A 16210-nucleotide genomic window follows, 5' to 3' on the forward strand; every position below is an offset into this window, starting at 1 on the left:
CCCCGTGCAGGCGCCGGTAGGTTGGTCGCACCGCCGCCGATCCGTCACGCCCCAGGAGCGCCCATGGACTTCCGCCACGTCGAGGCCGACCTCTCGAAGACCCTCGTCACCGAGGAGGAGCTGCACGCGAAGCTCGACGAGCTCGCGCGCCAGATCGAGGACGACTACGAGGGGCTCGACCTGCTGCTGGTGGGCGTGCTCCGCGGTGCCGTGATGGTGATGGCCGACCTCTCGCGCGCGCTGAACCGCCACATCGAGATGGACTGGATGGCCGTCTCGTCCTACGGCTCGGGCACCGTCTCGTCGGGCGTCGTCCGCATCCTCAAGGACCTCGACACCGACCTCACGGGCCGCCACGTGCTCATCGTCGAGGACATCATCGACTCCGGCCTCACGCTCTCGTGGCTCAAGGGCAACCTCGAGTCGCGCGGCGCCGCCTCGGTCGAGATCTGCACGATGCTCCGCAAGCCCGACGCGCTCAAGGTCGAGGTCGACGTCAAGTACTGCGGCTTCGACATCCCCAACGAGTTCGTCATCGGCTACGGCCTCGACTACGCGGAGCAGTACCGCAACCTGCGCGGCATCGGCGTGCTCGCGCCGCACGTCTACGAGTGACGCCCCGATCGTGACGCGATCGTGATCGCGCGTCGCCGGCTCTCGGCGAGCGCGGGGGACGGTCGCGGCATGATGGAGGGGTGGACAGGACCGGCCGAACGATCGCAGCCCTCGCGCTGAGCGTCGCGGCCGTCGCGCTCGTCGGATGCTCGCAGGGCCCAGCGCCCTCGCCCGGCCCGTCGATCCCGCCCGGCATCACCGCGCCGCCGCCCACGCCCGTGGGCGAGCCGGAGCCCGAGCCGGCACCAGAGCCTGAGTCGTCGCTCCCTGCCGAGATCGCGGGCGTCGACACCAGTGGCTGGACCCAGGTCGCCGTGCCGAGCGGCGCCGCGACGTTCCGCATCCCTCCCGACTGGAGCACGGCCGAGCAGGCCGACGGCCTCGCGGTGCTGCGCGCCGACGGCGAGCGGCAGCTCGCGCTCGTCGAGGGCGCGAGCCGCGGCGACGGCCGCTGCGTCGACGGCGCCGGCACGGCGGTGTCGTGGCGCACGCTGCCGCTCGAGCGGCAGCCGGTGCAGGTGCCGGGCGCGAGCGGCGAGATCGCCTTCGGCGCGGTCGCGCTGCAGCTCGGCGGGCAGTGGATCGTCAGCGTCGGGCTGCTCCCGAACGCCGAGGCCCAGAGCCCGCGCTGCCCGATCGCGAACGTCGTCGACACGTCGGAGGGCGCGATCAGCTTCGCCTCCGAGGTCCTGCCGACCGGATCCGGCCCGGGCGCCCCCTGGGCGGTCGGCTCGCTCGAGGCCGCGCAGGGCTACGTCGGCACCGAGGAGTTCGCCACGATCCGCGCGATCCTCATGTCGCTCGAGCTGCTCCCGCAGGGCTGACCCGCCAGCCCGATCCCGGCTGCGCCTGGGCGCTTCCACAGGCTCCGGCGCCCACAGCGAACAGCGCGCTGGCGCCCGGCTCACGGCGGCTAGCCTGGACGCATCCCGACCCAGAAGGGCGTCATGAGCTTCAAGAAGTTCCTCAAGGGGCCGATCCCGTGGATCGTCCTCGCGCTGCTCATCGTCGGCGTCGCGTTCAGCTTCGTCATGACGCCGCAGTTCCGTCCCGTGCAGACCGACGTGGGCATGCAGATGATCCAGGACGGCCGGGTCGAGCAGGCCCGCATCGTCGACGGCGAGCAGCGGGTCGACCTGATCCTCAAGCAGCCCGACGCCGAGCACGGCCAGCAGGTGCAGTTCTACTACGTCGCGCAGCGCGGCGAGGCGGTCGTGCAGGCCATCACCGACGCCGATCCGCCCGAGGGCTACGTCGACGAGGTGCCGCAGGGCAACTGGTTCCTGTCGCTCATGGGCATCCTGCTGCCCGTGCTGCTGCTCGGCGCGCTCTTCTACTTCTTCATGACCCGCATGGCCGGCGGCAACCGCGGCGTCATGCAGTTCGGCAAGTCGAAGGCCCAGATGGTCTCGAAGGACATGCCGCAGGTGAAGTTCGCCGACGTCGCCGGCGCCGACGAGGCCGTCGAGGAGCTCCAGGAGATCAAGGAGTTCCTGCAGGACCCGTCGAAGTTCCAGGCGGTCGGCGCGCGCATCCCCAAGGGCGTGCTGCTCTACGGCCCTCCCGGCACCGGCAAGACGCTGCTCGCGCGCGCCGTGGCGGGCGAGGCGGGCGTGCCCTTCTACTCGATCTCCGGCTCCGACTTCGTGGAGATGTTCGTGGGCGTCGGCGCGAGCCGCGTGCGCGACCTCTTCGAGCAGGCGAAGCAGAACGCGCCGGCGATCATCTTCGTCGACGAGATCGACGCGGTCGGCCGCCAGCGCGGCGCCGGCCTCGGCGGCGGCCACGACGAGCGCGAGCAGACGCTCAACCAGCTGCTCGTCGAGATGGACGGCTTCGACGTGAAGACGAACATCATCCTCATCGCCGCGACCAACCGCCCCGACATCCTCGACCCGGCGCTGCTGCGCCCGGGCCGCTTCGATCGCCAGATCGGCGTCGACGCCCCCGACATGAAGGGCCGCGAGACGATCCTGCGCGTGCACGCCAAGGGCAAGCCCATCGCGCCCGGCGTCGACCTCGAGGTGCTCGCGCGGAAGACGCCCGGCTTCACCGGCGCCGACCTCGCGAACGTGCTCAACGAGGCCGCGCTGCTCACCGCCCGCCAGAACGCGACGCAGATCACCGAGGTCAACCTCGACGAGGCCGTCGACCGCGTCATGGCCGGCCCGCAGCGCCGCACGCGCATCATGAACGACAAGGAGCGGCTCATCACCGCGTACCACGAGGGCGGCCACGCGCTCGCGGCGGCGGCGATGCGGCACTCCGACCCCGTCACGAAGGTGACGATCCTGCCGCGCGGCCGGGCCCTCGGCTACACGATGGTGCTGCCCGTCAACGACAAGTACTCCGTCACGCGCAACGAGCTGCTCGACCAGCTCACCTACGCGATGGGCGGCCGCGTCGCCGAGGAGATCGTCTTCCACGACCCCACCACCGGCGCCGGAAACGACATCGAGAAGGCAACGAGCATCGCGCGCCGGATGGTGACCGAGTACGGCATGACCGCAGCGATCGGCGCCGTGAAGCTCGGCGCCTCGCAGGGGGAGCAGTTCTTCGGGCGCGACATGGGCGGCAGCCGCGACTACTCGCCCTCGCTCTCCGAGACCGTCGACCGCGAGGTGCGGGCGCTCATCGAGCAGGCGCACACCGAGGCGTGGACGGTGCTCAACGAGAACCGCGACGTGCTCGACGCGCTCGCGCGCGAGCTGCTCGAGCAGGAGACGCTCGACCACCGCCGCCTCGAGGAGGTCTTCGCCGACGTGCGCAAGCTCCCCGAGCGCCCGCAGTGGCTCTCGAGCACGCAGCGCCCCGTGAGCACGGTGCCGCCCATCGAGCTGCCCGTCTCGCAGCACGTCGACGAGGCGGTCGAGCCCGACACCGAGTCGGAGCCCACGGCCTGATGGCGGTCGACCGGCAGCGCGTCGAGGCCGCGGTCCGCGAGCTGCTGGCCGCGATCGGCGACGACCCGTCGCGCCCCGGCCTCGCCGAGACGCCGCGCCGGGTCGCCGCCGCCTACGAGGAGTACTTCGCAGGTGTCGGCGCCGACCCCGCCGAGCACCTCGACTCGGAGGGCCTCGCGGGCGAGACGGGCGAGCTCGTGCTGCTGCGCGACATCGAGTTCCGCTCGATGTGCGAGCACCACCTGCTGCCGTTCACCGGCGTGGCGCATGTCGCGTACCTGCCGAGCGACCGCATCGTCGGCCTCGGCCGCATCCCGCGCGTGGTCGAGACGGTCGCCTCGCGGCCGCAGATCCAGGAGCGGCTCACCGACGAGATCGCCGACGCCCTCGTCGCGGGCCTCGCGCCGCGCGGCGTGCTCGTGGTGGTGGAGGCCGGCCACGGCTGCGTCGCCGCCCGCGGCGCCCGCCAGGCGCGCTCGTCGACCGTCACGGTCGCGAGCCGGGGCACGCTCGCGGAGCCGATCGAGCGCGCCGAGATCATGGCGCTCATCGGGGAGCGCCGATGACCGCGGCCGGCGTGGAGGTGTGGGGCATCCTCAACGTGACGCCCGACTCCTTCAGCGACGGCGGCCGCTACGTCGACGCGGGCGCAGCGATCGCGCACGCGCGGCGGATGCGTGCCCAGGGCGCCGACGTCATCGACATCGGCGGCGAGTCGACGCGGCCCGGCGCGACGCCGATCCCGCCGGAGGAGGAGCAGGCGCGCATCCTGCCCGTCGTCGCCGAGCTCGTGCGCGAGGGCATCCGCGTCTCGGTCGACACGATCCACGCCTCCACCGCCCGCGCCGCGGTCGAGGCGGGCGCCGAGATCGTCAACGACGTCACGGCCGGCGAGCACGACCCCGAGATGCTCCGGACGGTCGCCGAGAGCGGCGCGCGCATCGTGCTCATGCACTCGCGCGGCATCGACGTCACGCAGGACACCCACTACGACGACGTCGTCGCCGAGGTCGCCGAGCACCTCGCCGCGCGAGCCGAGGCGGCGGAGGCGGCGGGCATCGACCGCGACCGCATCATGATCGACCCGGGCTTCGGGTTCTCGAAGGACGCCGCAGCCAACTGGCGCCTGCTCGCGGGCCTCCGCGCCCTCACGGGGGCGTGGCTGCCGATCCTCGCGGGCACGAGCCGCAAGCGCTTCCTCGGCGAGCTGCTGCCCGAGGGTGCGCGCGTGCAGGAGCGCGACGTGCCCACGGCCGTCACCGGCGTGCTCGCCGCGCAGCACGGCGCCTCGGCGCTGCGGGTGCACGACGTGGCCTCGACCGTCGCCGCGCTGCGCGCCTACGGCGCGATGGTCGCCGCGGCCGACGAGCTGCCGCACCCCGACCTCGACCACGGCTCCATCCGCCTCGAGGGCGTGCGGGCGTTCGGCCACCACGGCGTGCTCGCCGAGGAGCGGCGCGAGGGCCAGGAGTTCCTGGTCGACGTCGACCTCTCGGTCGCGATCGGCCGCGCTGCCCGCTCCGACCGCGTCGCCGACACCGTGCACTACGGCGAGCTCGCGCAGCGCATCGTCGCCGCCGTCGAGCGCGACCCCGTCGACCTCATCGAGACGCTCGCGAAGCGCCTCGTCGACCTGTGCCTCGAGCATCCGCTCGTCGACTCCGCGTTCGTCACCGTGCACAAGCCGAGCGCCCCCGTCGGCGTGCCCTTCGGCGACGTCTCGGTGTCGCTGAGCGGGAGCCGCGAGCGGTGAGGCTCATGGCCGAGCACCGCGCGGTGCTCTCGCTCGGCTCGAACCTCGGCGACCGCGTCGCGACCCTCGACGCCGCCGTCCGCGCCCTCGACGCGATCGACGGCATCCGCGTGCTCGAGCGCTCGAGCACTTGGGAGTCGCCGTCCTGGCATCCCGACGGCGAGGGGCTCTCGCCGGACTACGCGAACATCGTGGTCATCGTCGGCACGGTGCTCGCCGCCGACGACCTGCTCGACGCGCTCCACGCGGTCGAGGACGCGCTCGGCCGCGTGCGCGAGGAGCGGTTCGGCAGCCGGACGATCGACATCGACGTCGTCGCCATCGGCCAGCTCGTGCACGCGAGCGACGATCTGATCGTGCCGCACCCGCGCGCGCACGAGCGGCAGTTCGTGCTGCAGCCCTGGCTCGAGCTCGATCCTCGCGCGTCGCTCCCGGGCCACGGGCCGATCGCCGAGCTGGCGGAGTACGCGGACGGAGACGCCTGGAGGCTCGCGTGAAGCGGACGACCGCGACGGCGCTCGTCGCCGCGGCGCTCATCGGCGGCGGGGCGGTGTGGATGCTCGAGGCGTCGCTCGTCATGAGCGGCCGCGTCGCGATCGTGCCGCCGCTCACGCTCGGCCCCGCGCTCGCCGTGCTCGCGGGCGCGCTGCTCCTCATCGCCTGGCCGGTGCGGCAGGCGGCGCGCGGCAAGCGACGCATCGACGACCGCCACGCGACGGGCGTGCTGGGCCTGGCCAAGGCATCCGCCCTCGTCGGCGCGCTGCTGCTCGGCGCCGCGCTCGGCGCGCTCGCGTTCTTCGCCTCGCGCGCGGTCGTCGCCGGCGACGCGGTGCTCGCGCTCGCGCTCGTGGCCGGCGGCTCGCTGCTGCAGCTCGTGGCCGGGCTCGTGGCCGAGCACTGGTGCGTGCTGCCGCCCGACGACGAGGACGACGCCCGCGCCCGCGGCGCCGAGCCGACGCCCTCCGCCGGCTGACCGCCTCTGCCCGCACCGCCCCCACGCACGCCGGTGCGACCCGCACATGTGCAGGAAGGGGTTGCTCTGAGCGCGTCAGAACGGCCGGTTCCTGCACATGTGCGGCCGCGGCGCGATCGCTGGCGCTCGGCGGCCTACCTCTCGGGCGCGGGCTCGAAGCCCGTCATCGACTGCTCGTCGAAGGCTGCGCGGATCTCCTCGACGCCGTCCCAGTTGACGTAGACGACCGACTGGCTGCCCTCCATGCCGGTGCCGAGCGTCGGCATCGTGAAGGTGCGGATGTCCGAGGAGTCCAGCTGCGCGATGCTCGGGGCGAGCCCCAGCACGAACGGCAGCGAGAACGTGTCCGACGTCGCGATGTACGGCGAGATCGATGCGAAGAGGTCGGCCATGCGGTCGGGGTTCGTGAGGTTCTCGCGTGTCATGAGCTGGTCGAACGCGCCGCGCAGGAACGCGCGCTGGTTGTAGACGCGCTGGTAGTCGCCGTCCGAGAAGGGGTACCGGGCGCGCACGTAGATGAGCGCCTCCTCGCCCTCGACCGTGATGTCGCCCGCCGGGTAGTCGTAGCCGTGGTACGAGAAGGCGATGTCGTTGCGGAGGGTCACGCCGCCGAGCTCCGTGGTGAGGTTCTCGAACCCGTCGAAGTCGATGATGGCCACGTGGTCGACCCGCTGGTCGATGATGCCCTCCACCGTCTGCACCATCAGCGGCACGCCGCCCAGCGACAGCGCCGCGTTGACCTTCGACATGCCGTGGCCGGGGATCTCCACCCAGGAGTCGCGCATGATCGACATGATCTGCACGGTGCCGCGGTCCGGGGGGATGTGCGCCACGAGGATCGTGTCGGCGCGGTCGCCGAGACCGGTGAGCAGCGACCCGTCCTGCGCCCGCGAGTCGCTGCCGAGCAGGAGCACGTTGACGGCGTCGGCGGACTCCGGGTTCTCGGTGGGGCGGAGCGACTCCTCGGGGAAGGCGGTCTCGATCGCCTCGACCTGGTCCACCGAGGGGGCGATCCGCAGGAAGTACCAGCCGATGGCGGCGAGGAGGGCCAGCACGACGACGCCGACGACGCCCGCCGAGATCCAACGGCCGACGTGCTTCTTGCGCTTGGGGGTCTCGACGCTCACGCCGCCAGCATCCCACAGCCGCCTGGCGCGCCCCGTGCTCCCAGGCCCGAGCACTAGCCTGGGACGCGGCCGTCGGGCACCGGCCCGCACGGCTCCGCCGCACAGCTTGGAGGCACCGTGAGCGAGCGCCTGGACGTCACCGGGGCATGGCAGCGCATCAGCATGCGCTACGCCTGGGTCGAGTCGATCGGCGGTGTCATCACCTGGGCGGTGATCGGCGTCGGCGCGACCGTGCCGCTCTGGTTCGTCTTCGACGGCGACCTGCCGCTGTGGGCGTGGCTGCCGGCCGTCGGCGCCGCGGTGCTCGCGGTCGTCGGCGTGGTGTTCGCCTTCCTGCGGACGCGCACCATCGGCTGGCTCGAGCGCGGCGACGACCTCCTCGTGCGCCGCGGCATGCTCTTCCGCCGCTTCGTGGCGGTGCCGTACGGCCGCATGCAGGTGGTCGACATCACGCAGGGCCCGATCGAGCGGATGTTCGGCCTCAAGAGCCTGAAGTTCGTCACCGCGGCCGCCACGAGCGCGATCGCGATCCCCGGCATGCCCGGCGACTCCGCCGAGGAGCTGCGCGATCGGCTCGTCGCCGTCTCCGAGTCGAGGCGGGCGGGGCTGTGACCGACGGCCACCAGCACGGCGGGCCGCAGCAGCACCAGCCCTGGCCGCAGCAGCCGGCACCCGGGGCCGGTGCGGGCGCGCCGTGGTCGCAGCAGCAGCCGCAGCAGCCGCAGCCGCAGCAGCCCGGCTCGGCACCCGCGCCCGCCACGACGGCGCGCGCGAAGGCGGTCGAGCTCGCCGACGGCGAGTGGCACCGCCTGCACCCGGCGACGCCGTTCCTGCGCGGCGGGCTGTCGTTCGTCATCCTGGTCGGCGTCCTGTTCTCGATCTTCCGCGACCGTCTCATCGGCCTGTTCGTGCCGCCCGAGTGGGCGGAGGGCGCGGTCGAGGACGAGTTCGGCGACTTCGTCATCGCGCAGCTCCTCTGGGTGCTCATCGGCCTGCTCGTGGTCGTCGTCGTCGGCGTGCTGCTGTCGTGGCTGTCGTGGCGCGTGCACCGGTTCCGGATCACGGGCGACCAGGTCGAGGTGCAGCAGGGCATCTTCGTGCGCAAGCACCGACGCGCGCCCCTCAACCGCATCCAGGGCATCAACGTGCAGAAGCCCTGGTTCGCCCGCCTGTTCGGCGCCTGCAAGTTCGAGATCCAGCAGGCCGGCAGCGACTCGAACGTCGACCTCAACTACCTCCACTCGTCGCTCGCCGATGCGCTGCGCACCGAGATCCTCAACCGCGCCTCCGGCCGCTCGACCCACGAGGCCGACCGGATGGCCGCCCAGCGCCGCGCCGGCGGCGGCATCGTCGACGACCTCCTGCGCCCCGATGCCGAGATCTCGCACCTCGCGCCCGACTCGCTCGTGCGGATCGGCATCGGCCGCGTGATCGCGTCGTCGCTGCTCGACGGCTGGATCGCGGGCGCGATCGCGTACACGATCGGCGTGCTCGTGCTCGTCGTCGGCTTCCAGCAGTTCTGGGCGATCTTCGCCCTGCTGCCCGCCGCGATCGGCTTCTTCGCCGCCGGCGTGCGGGCGCTCTCGGCGAAGCTCCGCTACTCGATCGCCGCGACGCCCGACGGCATCCGGCTCGCGTACGGCCTCGCCTCCACGACCACCGAGATCCTGCCGCCTGGCCGCATCTTCGGCCTGCAGGTGAAGCAGCCGCTGCTGTGGCGCCCCTTCGGGTGGTGGCAGGTGACGTTCACGCGCGCCGGCAAGCAGACCGCCGACGGCTCCGGCCAGGGCGGGCAGAGCGGCCAGATGGCGAGCTACCTCCTGCCCGTGGGCGACCTCCGCGACGTGCGCGCGGTGATCGGCCTCGTGCTGCCCGAGCTCGCGCGCTCGCCGCTCGTCGACCAGGGCCTCTTCGGGCGGGCGCCCGACGCGTTCATCGTCAGCCCGCCGCGCGCACGGGCCTTCCGCTGGTTCTCCGTGCGGCGCAACGGCTTCCACGTGCACGAGGCGGCGTTCCTGCTGCGCACCGGCCGCATCTGGCGCTCGCTGCAGATCGTGCCGCAGGCGCGCGTGCAGTCGGCGGCGGTCTCGCAGGGGCCGATCTACGGCGCCGCGCGGCTCGCCCGCGTGCAGCTCCACGTGCCCGGCGGCGTGCTCTCGCCGTCGATCGGCGCGCTCGACCAGCGCGACGCTGGCCTCCTCTTCGACCACGCGTTGCGCACGGTGAAGGCCGCGATCGACCGGGATGGGTCGGAGTCGTGGGCCGCGTCGGTCGCGCGCCACGCGGTGCTGGAGACCGCACCGGCGGTGCAGGACGGGCTCGCCGCTCCCGGGCCGCTCGCGGCGCCGGCGCACGCCGCGCCGCAGCAGTGGCCCGCACCGCAGCAGCATGGCAGCGCGCCGCAGCCGTGGCCGCAGCAGGCGCCGGAGCCGCGCCCCTGGCGGCCTCCGGCCCAGCAGGCGCCGCAGACGCCCGCGGCGGAGCCCTGGCGCCGGCCCGAGCAGCCCCCGGAGCAGCAGGCGCGGCGCCACGACGGCGGCGAGGCGTGAAGCCCGGCAGGCTCGGCGTCGGCATCATCGGCGCGGGCCGCGTGGGCCCGGTGCTCGGCGCCGCGCTCGCCGGCGCGGGCCACGCGATCGTCGGCATCGACGCGACCGGCGCCGACGCGGTCGAGCGCGCCGAGGCGATCCTGCCGGGCGTGCTGCTGCTCGATGCGCCCACGATCGTCGAGCGCGCTGAGCTCGTGCTGCTCGCCGTGCCCACCGCGGAGCTGCCCGGCCTCGTCGCCGGCCTCGCGTCGACGGGTGCGTGGCAGCCCGGCCAGATCGTCGTGCACACCGCCGCCGAGCACGGCGTCGACGTGCTGCGCCCCGCCGTCGAGCGCGGCGCGATCCCCATCGCGCTGCACCCGGCGATGTCGTTCACGGGCACCTCCATCGACCTCGCGCGGCTCGTCGAGTCGACCGTCGCCGTCACCGCGCCCGGGCCCGTGCTGCCGATCGGGCAGGCGCTCGCCGTCGAGATGGGCGCCGAGCCGATCGTCGTCGACGAGGCCGACCGCCCCGCGTACGCCGAGGCGGTCGCCGCGGCCGGCGAGTTCGCCGCCGGCGTCGTCGCCCAGGCGCTGCGGCAGCTCGCCGAGATCGGCGTCGAGCGCCCCGCGCGCGTGCTGGGCGGCGTCGTGCGCAGCGCCGTCGAGGCGGCGCTCGCGAAGCACCCCGACCCGCCGCTCGAGCCGTAGGGCCGCATCCGCCGCGCGTCCTGGCCGCGCCCGGCGCCGCCGTACGCTGGCACCATGCCCATCCAGGTCCTGACGACGATCGACGACGTCCGCGCGCTCGTGCAGCGCGCCCGCGCCGAGGGGCGCCGCGTCGGCCTCGTGCCCACGATGGGGGCGCTCCACGCCGGCCACGTCTCGCTCGTCGAGACCGCGCTCGAGCACGCCGACCTCGTCATCGCCTCCGTCTTCGTCAACCCGATGCAGTTCGGTCCGCACGAGGATCTCGGCCGCTACCCGCGCACGCCGGAGGCCGACACGGAGCGGCTCGAGGCGCTCGGCGTCGAGGCGGTCTTCATGCCGTCGGTCGAGGAGATGTACCCGGACGGCGGCCGCTCGGCCACGCTCGTGACGGCGGGCGGTCTCGGCATGGTGCTCGAGGGGCGCAGCCGCCCGGGGCACTTCGACGGCGTGCTCACCGTGGTCGCGAAGCTGCTCTCGATCGTGCAGCCCGACATCGCCGCGTTCGGCGAGAAGGACGCGCAGCAGCTCTTCCTCGTGCGCCGCATGGTGCGCGACCTCGACCTCCCGGTGGAGGTCATCGGCGTGCCGACGGTCCGCGAGGACGACGGCCTTGCCCTCTCGAGCCGCAACCGCTTCCTGCAGGGCACCGACCGGCAGGACGCGCTCGCCCTCTCGCGCGCGCTCGAGGCCGCGGGCGCCGCGGCCGACCGCGGCGTCGAGGCGATGCTCGCCGCGGCGCAGGGCGTGCTGCAGGGGGAGTCCGGGGTGCGGCTCGACTACGTCGCGATCGTCGACCCGCGGACCTTCCTCGGCGCCGGCGAGCACCACCACGGCCCGGTGCAGGTGCTCGTCGCCGCGCGCGTGGGCGACGTGCGCCTCATCGACAACGCCCGCTTCACCATCCCCTGACCCGCGCCGGCAGGCAGGGGCGGCGGCCTCGGTAGGATCGGATCCCGTGACGGACGCCGAGCAGACGCAGCTGGAGCACGACCGCGCCGACTGGGTGTCGCGCATCGCCGACGAGGTGATCGCCGAGGCCGAGCGCCGCGGCACGAAGCCCATCGCCGCCTCCGGCCTGTCGCCCTCGGGCGTCATCCACCTCGGCAACTTCCGCGAGGTCATGACCCCGCACCTCGTCGCCGACGAGCTGCAGCGGCGCGGCGTCGACGCCGAGCACATCATCAGCTGGGACGACTACGACCGCTTCCGCAAGGTGCCCGCCGGCATCGACGGCGTCGACGAGACCTGGGCCGAGCACATCGGCAAGCCGCTCACGAGCGTGCCCGCGCCTCCCGGATCCGAGCACGGGTCGTGGGCCGCGCACTTCCGCGCCCGCGCCGAGGAGGGCTTCGCCGCCCTCGGCATCCGCTACCGCGGCATCAGCCAGACCGAGCAGTACCGCGCCGGCGCCTACACCGAGCAGATCCTGCACGCGATGCGCCACCGCGCCGAGATCGACGCGATCCTCGCCCAGTACCGCACCCTCCCCGCCGCGAAGGACGAGGACGAGGCGCTGCAGGCGGCGCTCGACGCCGGCTCCGGCGCCGCGACCGAGGACGACGGCTCCGGCGGCCGCGAGTACTACCCGTACAAGCCGTACTGCACGGCGTGCGGCAAGGACCTCACGACGATCGAGGCGTACGACGACGACTCGACCGAGATGACCTACTCGTGCCAGTGCGGGCACCGCGAGACGGTGCTGCTGCGAGAGTTCCGCTCGGGCAAGCTCGTGTGGAAGGTCGACTGGCCGATGCGCTGGGCCTACGAGCGCGTCGTCTTCGAGCCCTCGGGCGTCGACCACCAGTCGCCCGGCTCGTCGTTCCAGGTCGGGCTGCAGCTCGCGCCCGTGTTCGGCTGGGAGCGGCCGCTCGGCCCGATGTACGCGTTCGTCGGCTTCGGCGGCGTCGCCAAGATGTCGTCGTCGCGCGGCGGCGCCCCCGACACCCTCGACGCGCTTCGCGTCATGGAGGGACCGGTGCTGCGCTGGCTCTACGCCCGCCGCCGCATGAACCAGTCGTTCGACGTGGCCTTCGGCTCCGAGCTGCAGCGCACCTACGACGAGTGGGACGCGCTCGCCCGCAAGGTCGACGCCGGCACGGCGCAGGCCGCCGACCTCGCCGCGCTCGAGCGGGCCCTCGGCACCGCGCACGAGCGGCTCCAGGAGACCCCGCGCCGCGTCGCGTTCCGCACGCTCGCCTCCGTCGTCGACATCACGTTCGGCGACGAGGCGCAGGTGCTGCGCATCCTCCGCGGCCTCGACGACCAGCCGCTCGACGACCTCGAGCCGCTGCGGCCGCGCCTGACGAAGGTGGAGGCGTGGGTCGCCACGCACATGCCGGCCGACGAGCACACGGTCGTGCGGGCCGAGCCCGACGTCGAGGCGCTCGGCGAGCTCACCGACTCGGAGCGCGAGGCGCTGCACCTGCTGCTCGAGGGCGGCGGCGGCCTGCCCGCGATCGACGAGGCGTGGACGCTCGACGGGCTCACGAACCAGGTCTACGGCGTCGCCAAGGTGCAGCGAGGCCTCGAGCCCGACGCGATCGTGAAGGGCGACAAGGAGCTCTCGGGCGCCCAGCGCGCGTTCTTCGCGCTGCTCTACCGCCTGCTCGTCGGCCGCGAGACCGGACCGCGCATCCCCACGCTGCTGCTCGCGATCGGCAGCGAGCGCGTGCGCGCCCTCCTCACCGCCTGAGGCCGCGCGGGGCGCTCGCGGTCGCCCTCCGCGCGCCGGAGGCGGGCGCGGGCGCCGCATCGCACGGGTACCCTGGAGGCATGCCCGAGAGCTGGTGGGGGAACGCGATCTTCTCGCTCGTCCCGACGGTGGTGCTCGGCCTCATCTTCTGGATGGTGCTGCGCTTCATCATCCGCGGCGACCGCACCGCGCGTCGCGAGTACGACGCGCTCGAGGCCGAGGAGCGCGCGAAGGCCGGCCTGCCGCCGCGCGAGCGGCCCGGCGCCCGGGCGGCCGCGCCCGCGTCGGCCCCTGGCGCATCGGTCCCGTCGCCCGACGCCGACGGGTCCGGCGAGCCGCCCCGCCCCTCTGCCTGACATCGGCGGCCGACGAGCATCTTCGAGCGGCGCGCGCGAGTGGCCGAGCGGTCCCCTTCGTCGAACCGCGCCGCCGAGCGGTCGTCTGCGTCGAGTCGCACCGTCGAGCGGTCGCGCACGGCGCGCATGAGGCCTCGACAGGGTGCGTGAGCGACCGCTCGACGGGATGCTGGAGCGCGGGCGACCGCTCGGACGCTCGGGGCGTCCGGCACCGCTCGCGCCGTGGTCGGCTAGCTCGTCGGCACCGCCACGGGCGGCGCGAGCCGCGGCTGCGGCAGCAGCAGCTCGGCGCCCGGCGCACCCGAGGTGCGCCGCTGCGCGCGCGGCATCGTGAAGTGCACGGCCGCGTACGCGAGGCCGAGGGCGAGTGCCGCGAGGCCGAGCGAGAGCCAGTCCTCGCCCGCCACCGGCTGCGCCGAGAAGGCCGACTGCCCCGTGAGGGCGAGCGGCACCATGATGAAGACGTTGTTCGCCGTGTGCAGCACCGACGCGGCCTCGAGCCCGCCGGTCCGGAAGGTCAGCATCGAGCAGGCGAAGCCGACGAGCGCGAGCTGCAGCGTGGCCGAGATGGCGGTGTGGCCGTGCGCGAGCCCGAAGAGCAGGCCGATGCCCGCGCCGGTGATGAGGGACGCCGCCCACGGGTTCCGGATCCAGCCGCCGAGCATCTGCGTGAGGAAGCCGCGGAACGCGAACTCCTCGCCCGTCGCCTGCAGCGGCGTCGTGAGCAGCACGATCGCCACGAGCGCCCAGTTCGGGTCCCACGTCCACTCGATCGAGCGGTCCATCGAGAGCGAGAGGCCGATGTAGAGCGCGAAGATCGGCACGATCACGATGGCGGAGCGGCCGACGAGGCCCCAGCGCCAGCGGCCGACGACGCTCGACGCGTAGCCGGCGGCGCGCGGGCCGAACGCGGCGGTCGCGACGATCGCGCCGGGGATCATCGCGGCCCACGAGAGGTTCACGCCGAGCATGCCGAGCGGCGATGCGACGGCCTCGAGGACGAGCTCGGTCGCGGCGCTCGGGTCCTGCAGCTGCGCGGGGCCGGCCGAGAGCATGGCGTCCACGAGCGCGGGCATGAGGAGCGCGCCGGCGACGATCTGGCCGCCGAAGAAGAAGCCGATCGCGATCGCCCACGCGAGGAACCAGCGGCCCGTGCGCCTCGGCAGCGGGCGCAGCGCCTGCGCGTAGACCTGCTCGGGCGCGGGGAGCGCTGCGGCGAGGAGCGCCGGCTTCTGCGGCGCCGGGGGGGCGGCGGGCGCGCCGTACGGGGTCCAGCCGGGGCCGGCGTACCCGCCGGCGGGCGGTGCGCCGACCGGCGCCTTCCACGGCTGGTCCTGGTGCGGCTGCTGGACCGGGTACGGCTGCCATCCCTGCGGCTGCTGCGGCTGCCACCCCTGCGGCGCCTGCCACGGCTGCCGCGCATCCTGCGGCTGCCCGTCGTGCGGCTGCCCCTGCGGCCCGCTCCAGCTCATCGTGCGCTCACCCCTCCGTCGCGCCCACCGGCGGCGCTCCCGCCGAGGCTATCCGGCGCCCCCATGGGCGGCCTGCGCATCCGGTGTGACGACGAGCAGGTCGCCGGGCTGGCAGCCCAGCGCATCGCAGACCGCCACGAGCGTCGAGAAGCGGATGGCGCGGGCCCGGTCGTTCTTCAGCACCGAGAGGTTGACGACGCTGACGCCCACGGCCTCGGCCAGCTGCGTGAGCGTCATCCCGCGCGCCTCGAGCAGCTCGTCGAGGCGGCAGTGCACCCGTTCCGCGTCCTCCTCGGCCGGCATCAGACCAGGCCGCCGACGTCGTGCTGCATCCGCTCGCCGATGCGGAAGGCGACCATGAGCGCGAGGATCACGAGCAGGAGGAGCATCGCGGCGAGGTCGAGCGACGAGACGGCGCCGTAGCCGCTGCCGAGCAGCGGCATCGCGGAGGTGCTGGCGAGCCCGCGGAGCGCCGGCGCGATCAGGGAGACGAGCATGACGCCGATCGCGATCGCCGCGAGGGCGCCGCGCGCGCTCGCCGCGAACGGGGCGCCGCGCAGCATCCGATGCGCCAGCCAAGCCACGCCGGCGAGCACGACGAGCCCGCCGGCCACGCCCACCACAGCGGCGCCGACGACGAGCGCCGCGAGCCAGCCGGGCGCGTCCAGCACGGTCACCGTCGTCTCGACCCAGGCCTGCGCGGGCGCGACCTCGATGCCCTGGCCCGAGGGCATGCGGGCCTCGACCATCGCCGGCACCCCGATCCATCCCTGCGCGAGCGGCACGACGAGCGCGAGGGCGGCGGCCGCGAGGTGCGCCACCAGCGCGAGCAGCGCGACGGCGCGCACGACGTGGACGAGCACCAGGTCGCCGCCGCGCGGTCGGGCGTCGGCGAGGGGAGCGGTGGCGTCCATGGTGGCCTCCCGGCGTCGGTTGCGATCATCGCATATCGATGATCGTTGGTATCGAAGAACGATATGCGCCGCGGCGGTCGTGCGCAAGGTCCGTCCCCGCGGCCCGCGTGACGCCGCGCGTCGCGCCGACAGCGAACACGCGCGCGGGCCCGCCGAGCCCGGGG

17 protein-coding genes are annotated in these 16210 nt (G+C 74.1%); 13 read left to right on the plus strand and 4 right to left on the minus strand.

Translation table 11 applies throughout. The features are described from left to right. Positions 1-63 precede the first annotated feature (63 nt). The 7 genes from hpt (at position 64) to IEW90_RS02180 (ending at position 6244) form a co-directional block, all read left to right on the plus strand. On the plus strand, positions 64-615 hold the full coding sequence (gene hpt, locus IEW90_RS02150; RefSeq protein ID WP_188715549.1) for a hypoxanthine phosphoribosyltransferase: 552 nt from the start codon (positions 64-66) through the stop codon (positions 613-615). Between the two features lie 80 nt (positions 616-695). Then, complete coding sequence (locus IEW90_RS02155) at positions 696-1439, plus strand: hypothetical protein (protein ID WP_188715550.1); 744 nt, start codon at positions 696-698, stop codon at positions 1437-1439. Positions 1440-1562: 123 nt separating this feature from the next. After that, positions 1563-3518 (plus strand): ATP-dependent zinc metalloprotease FtsH, encoded by a 1956-nt coding sequence (ftsH, locus tag IEW90_RS02160; RefSeq protein ID WP_188715560.1) that lies wholly within the window; start codon positions 1563-1565, stop codon positions 3516-3518. Further along, a complete protein-coding gene (folE, locus tag IEW90_RS02165; protein ID WP_188715563.1) occupies positions 3518-4084 on the plus strand; it encodes a GTP cyclohydrolase I FolE in 567 nt (188 codons plus the stop codon). Before ftsH ends, folE begins: the two co-directional genes overlap by 1 nt. Next, positions 4081-5271: a dihydropteroate synthase gene (folP, locus tag IEW90_RS02170; RefSeq protein WP_188715565.1), complete on the plus strand. Its 1191-nt coding sequence runs from the start codon at positions 4081-4083 to the stop codon at positions 5269-5271. The genes folE and folP overlap by 4 nt, the downstream gene beginning before the upstream one ends. A gap of 5 nt (positions 5272-5276) precedes the next feature. Next, positions 5277-5768, plus strand: coding sequence for a 2-amino-4-hydroxy-6-hydroxymethyldihydropteridine diphosphokinase (folK, locus tag IEW90_RS02175; protein ID WP_188717991.1), 492 nt, complete (start codon positions 5277-5279; stop codon positions 5766-5768). Next, entirely contained in the window at positions 5765-6244 is a 480-nt protein-coding gene (locus IEW90_RS02180) for a DUF3180 family protein (RefSeq protein ID WP_188715567.1), read from the plus strand. Before folK ends, IEW90_RS02180 begins: the two co-directional genes overlap by 4 nt. Positions 6245-6378: 134 nt before the next feature. Here the strand turns inward: IEW90_RS02180 and IEW90_RS02185 are convergent, their stop codons facing one another. Continuing rightward, positions 6379-7371, minus strand: coding sequence for an LCP family protein (locus IEW90_RS02185; protein WP_188715569.1), 993 nt, complete (start codon positions 7369-7371; stop codon positions 6379-6381). 117 nt (positions 7372-7488) lie between these two features. On the opposite strand from IEW90_RS02185, the gene IEW90_RS02190 reads away from it, so the two are divergent. From IEW90_RS02190 to IEW90_RS02215, 6 genes are all read left to right on the plus strand, one after another. Then, positions 7489-7983, plus strand: coding sequence for a PH domain-containing protein (locus IEW90_RS02190; protein WP_188715578.1), 495 nt, complete (start codon positions 7489-7491; stop codon positions 7981-7983). After that, entirely contained in the window at positions 7980-9920 is a 1941-nt protein-coding gene (locus IEW90_RS02195; protein ID WP_188715589.1) for a PH domain-containing protein, read from the plus strand. Before IEW90_RS02190 ends, IEW90_RS02195 begins: the two co-directional genes overlap by 4 nt. Next, positions 9917-10612, plus strand: coding sequence for a DUF2520 domain-containing protein (locus tag IEW90_RS02200; RefSeq protein ID WP_188715592.1), 696 nt, complete (start codon positions 9917-9919; stop codon positions 10610-10612). The genes IEW90_RS02195 and IEW90_RS02200 overlap by 4 nt, the downstream gene beginning before the upstream one ends. 54 nt (positions 10613-10666) lie before the next feature. Continuing rightward, positions 10667-11521: a pantoate--beta-alanine ligase gene (gene panC / locus IEW90_RS02205; protein ID WP_188715595.1), complete on the plus strand. Its 855-nt coding sequence runs from the start codon at positions 10667-10669 to the stop codon at positions 11519-11521. Positions 11522-11567: 46 nt separating this feature from the next. After that, positions 11568-13304, plus strand: a complete 1737-nt coding sequence (lysS, locus tag IEW90_RS02210; RefSeq protein ID WP_229679453.1) for a lysine--tRNA ligase — start codon at positions 11568-11570, stop codon at positions 13302-13304. 80 nt (positions 13305-13384) lie between these two features. After that, on the plus strand, positions 13385-13660 hold the full coding sequence (locus IEW90_RS02215) for a hypothetical protein (RefSeq protein WP_188715596.1): 276 nt from the start codon (positions 13385-13387) through the stop codon (positions 13658-13660). Between the two features lie 230 nt (positions 13661-13890). On the opposite strand, the gene IEW90_RS02220 is transcribed toward IEW90_RS02215, so the two are convergent. Genes IEW90_RS02220 through IEW90_RS02230 form a run of 3 tightly spaced genes read right to left on the minus strand, consistent with a single transcriptional unit; the run spans position 13891 to position 16046 of the window. Next, positions 13891-15132: a CPBP family intramembrane glutamic endopeptidase gene (locus tag IEW90_RS02220; RefSeq protein WP_188715598.1), complete on the minus strand. Its 1242-nt coding sequence runs from the start codon at positions 15130-15132 to the stop codon at positions 13891-13893. Positions 15133-15180: 48 nt separating this feature from the next. Further along, positions 15181-15435: a helix-turn-helix domain-containing protein gene (locus tag IEW90_RS02225; RefSeq protein WP_188715601.1), complete on the minus strand. Its 255-nt coding sequence runs from the start codon at positions 15433-15435 to the stop codon at positions 15181-15183. Then, positions 15435-16046, minus strand: coding sequence for a hypothetical protein (locus IEW90_RS02230; RefSeq protein WP_188715603.1), 612 nt, complete (start codon positions 16044-16046; stop codon positions 15435-15437). The genes IEW90_RS02225 and IEW90_RS02230 overlap by 1 nt, the downstream gene beginning before the upstream one ends. Positions 16047-16210: the final 164 nt, after the last annotated feature.

Source organism: Agrococcus terreus, from assembly GCF_014645235.1.
GTDB lineage: Bacteria > Actinomycetota > Actinomycetes > Actinomycetales > Microbacteriaceae > Agrococcus > Agrococcus terreus.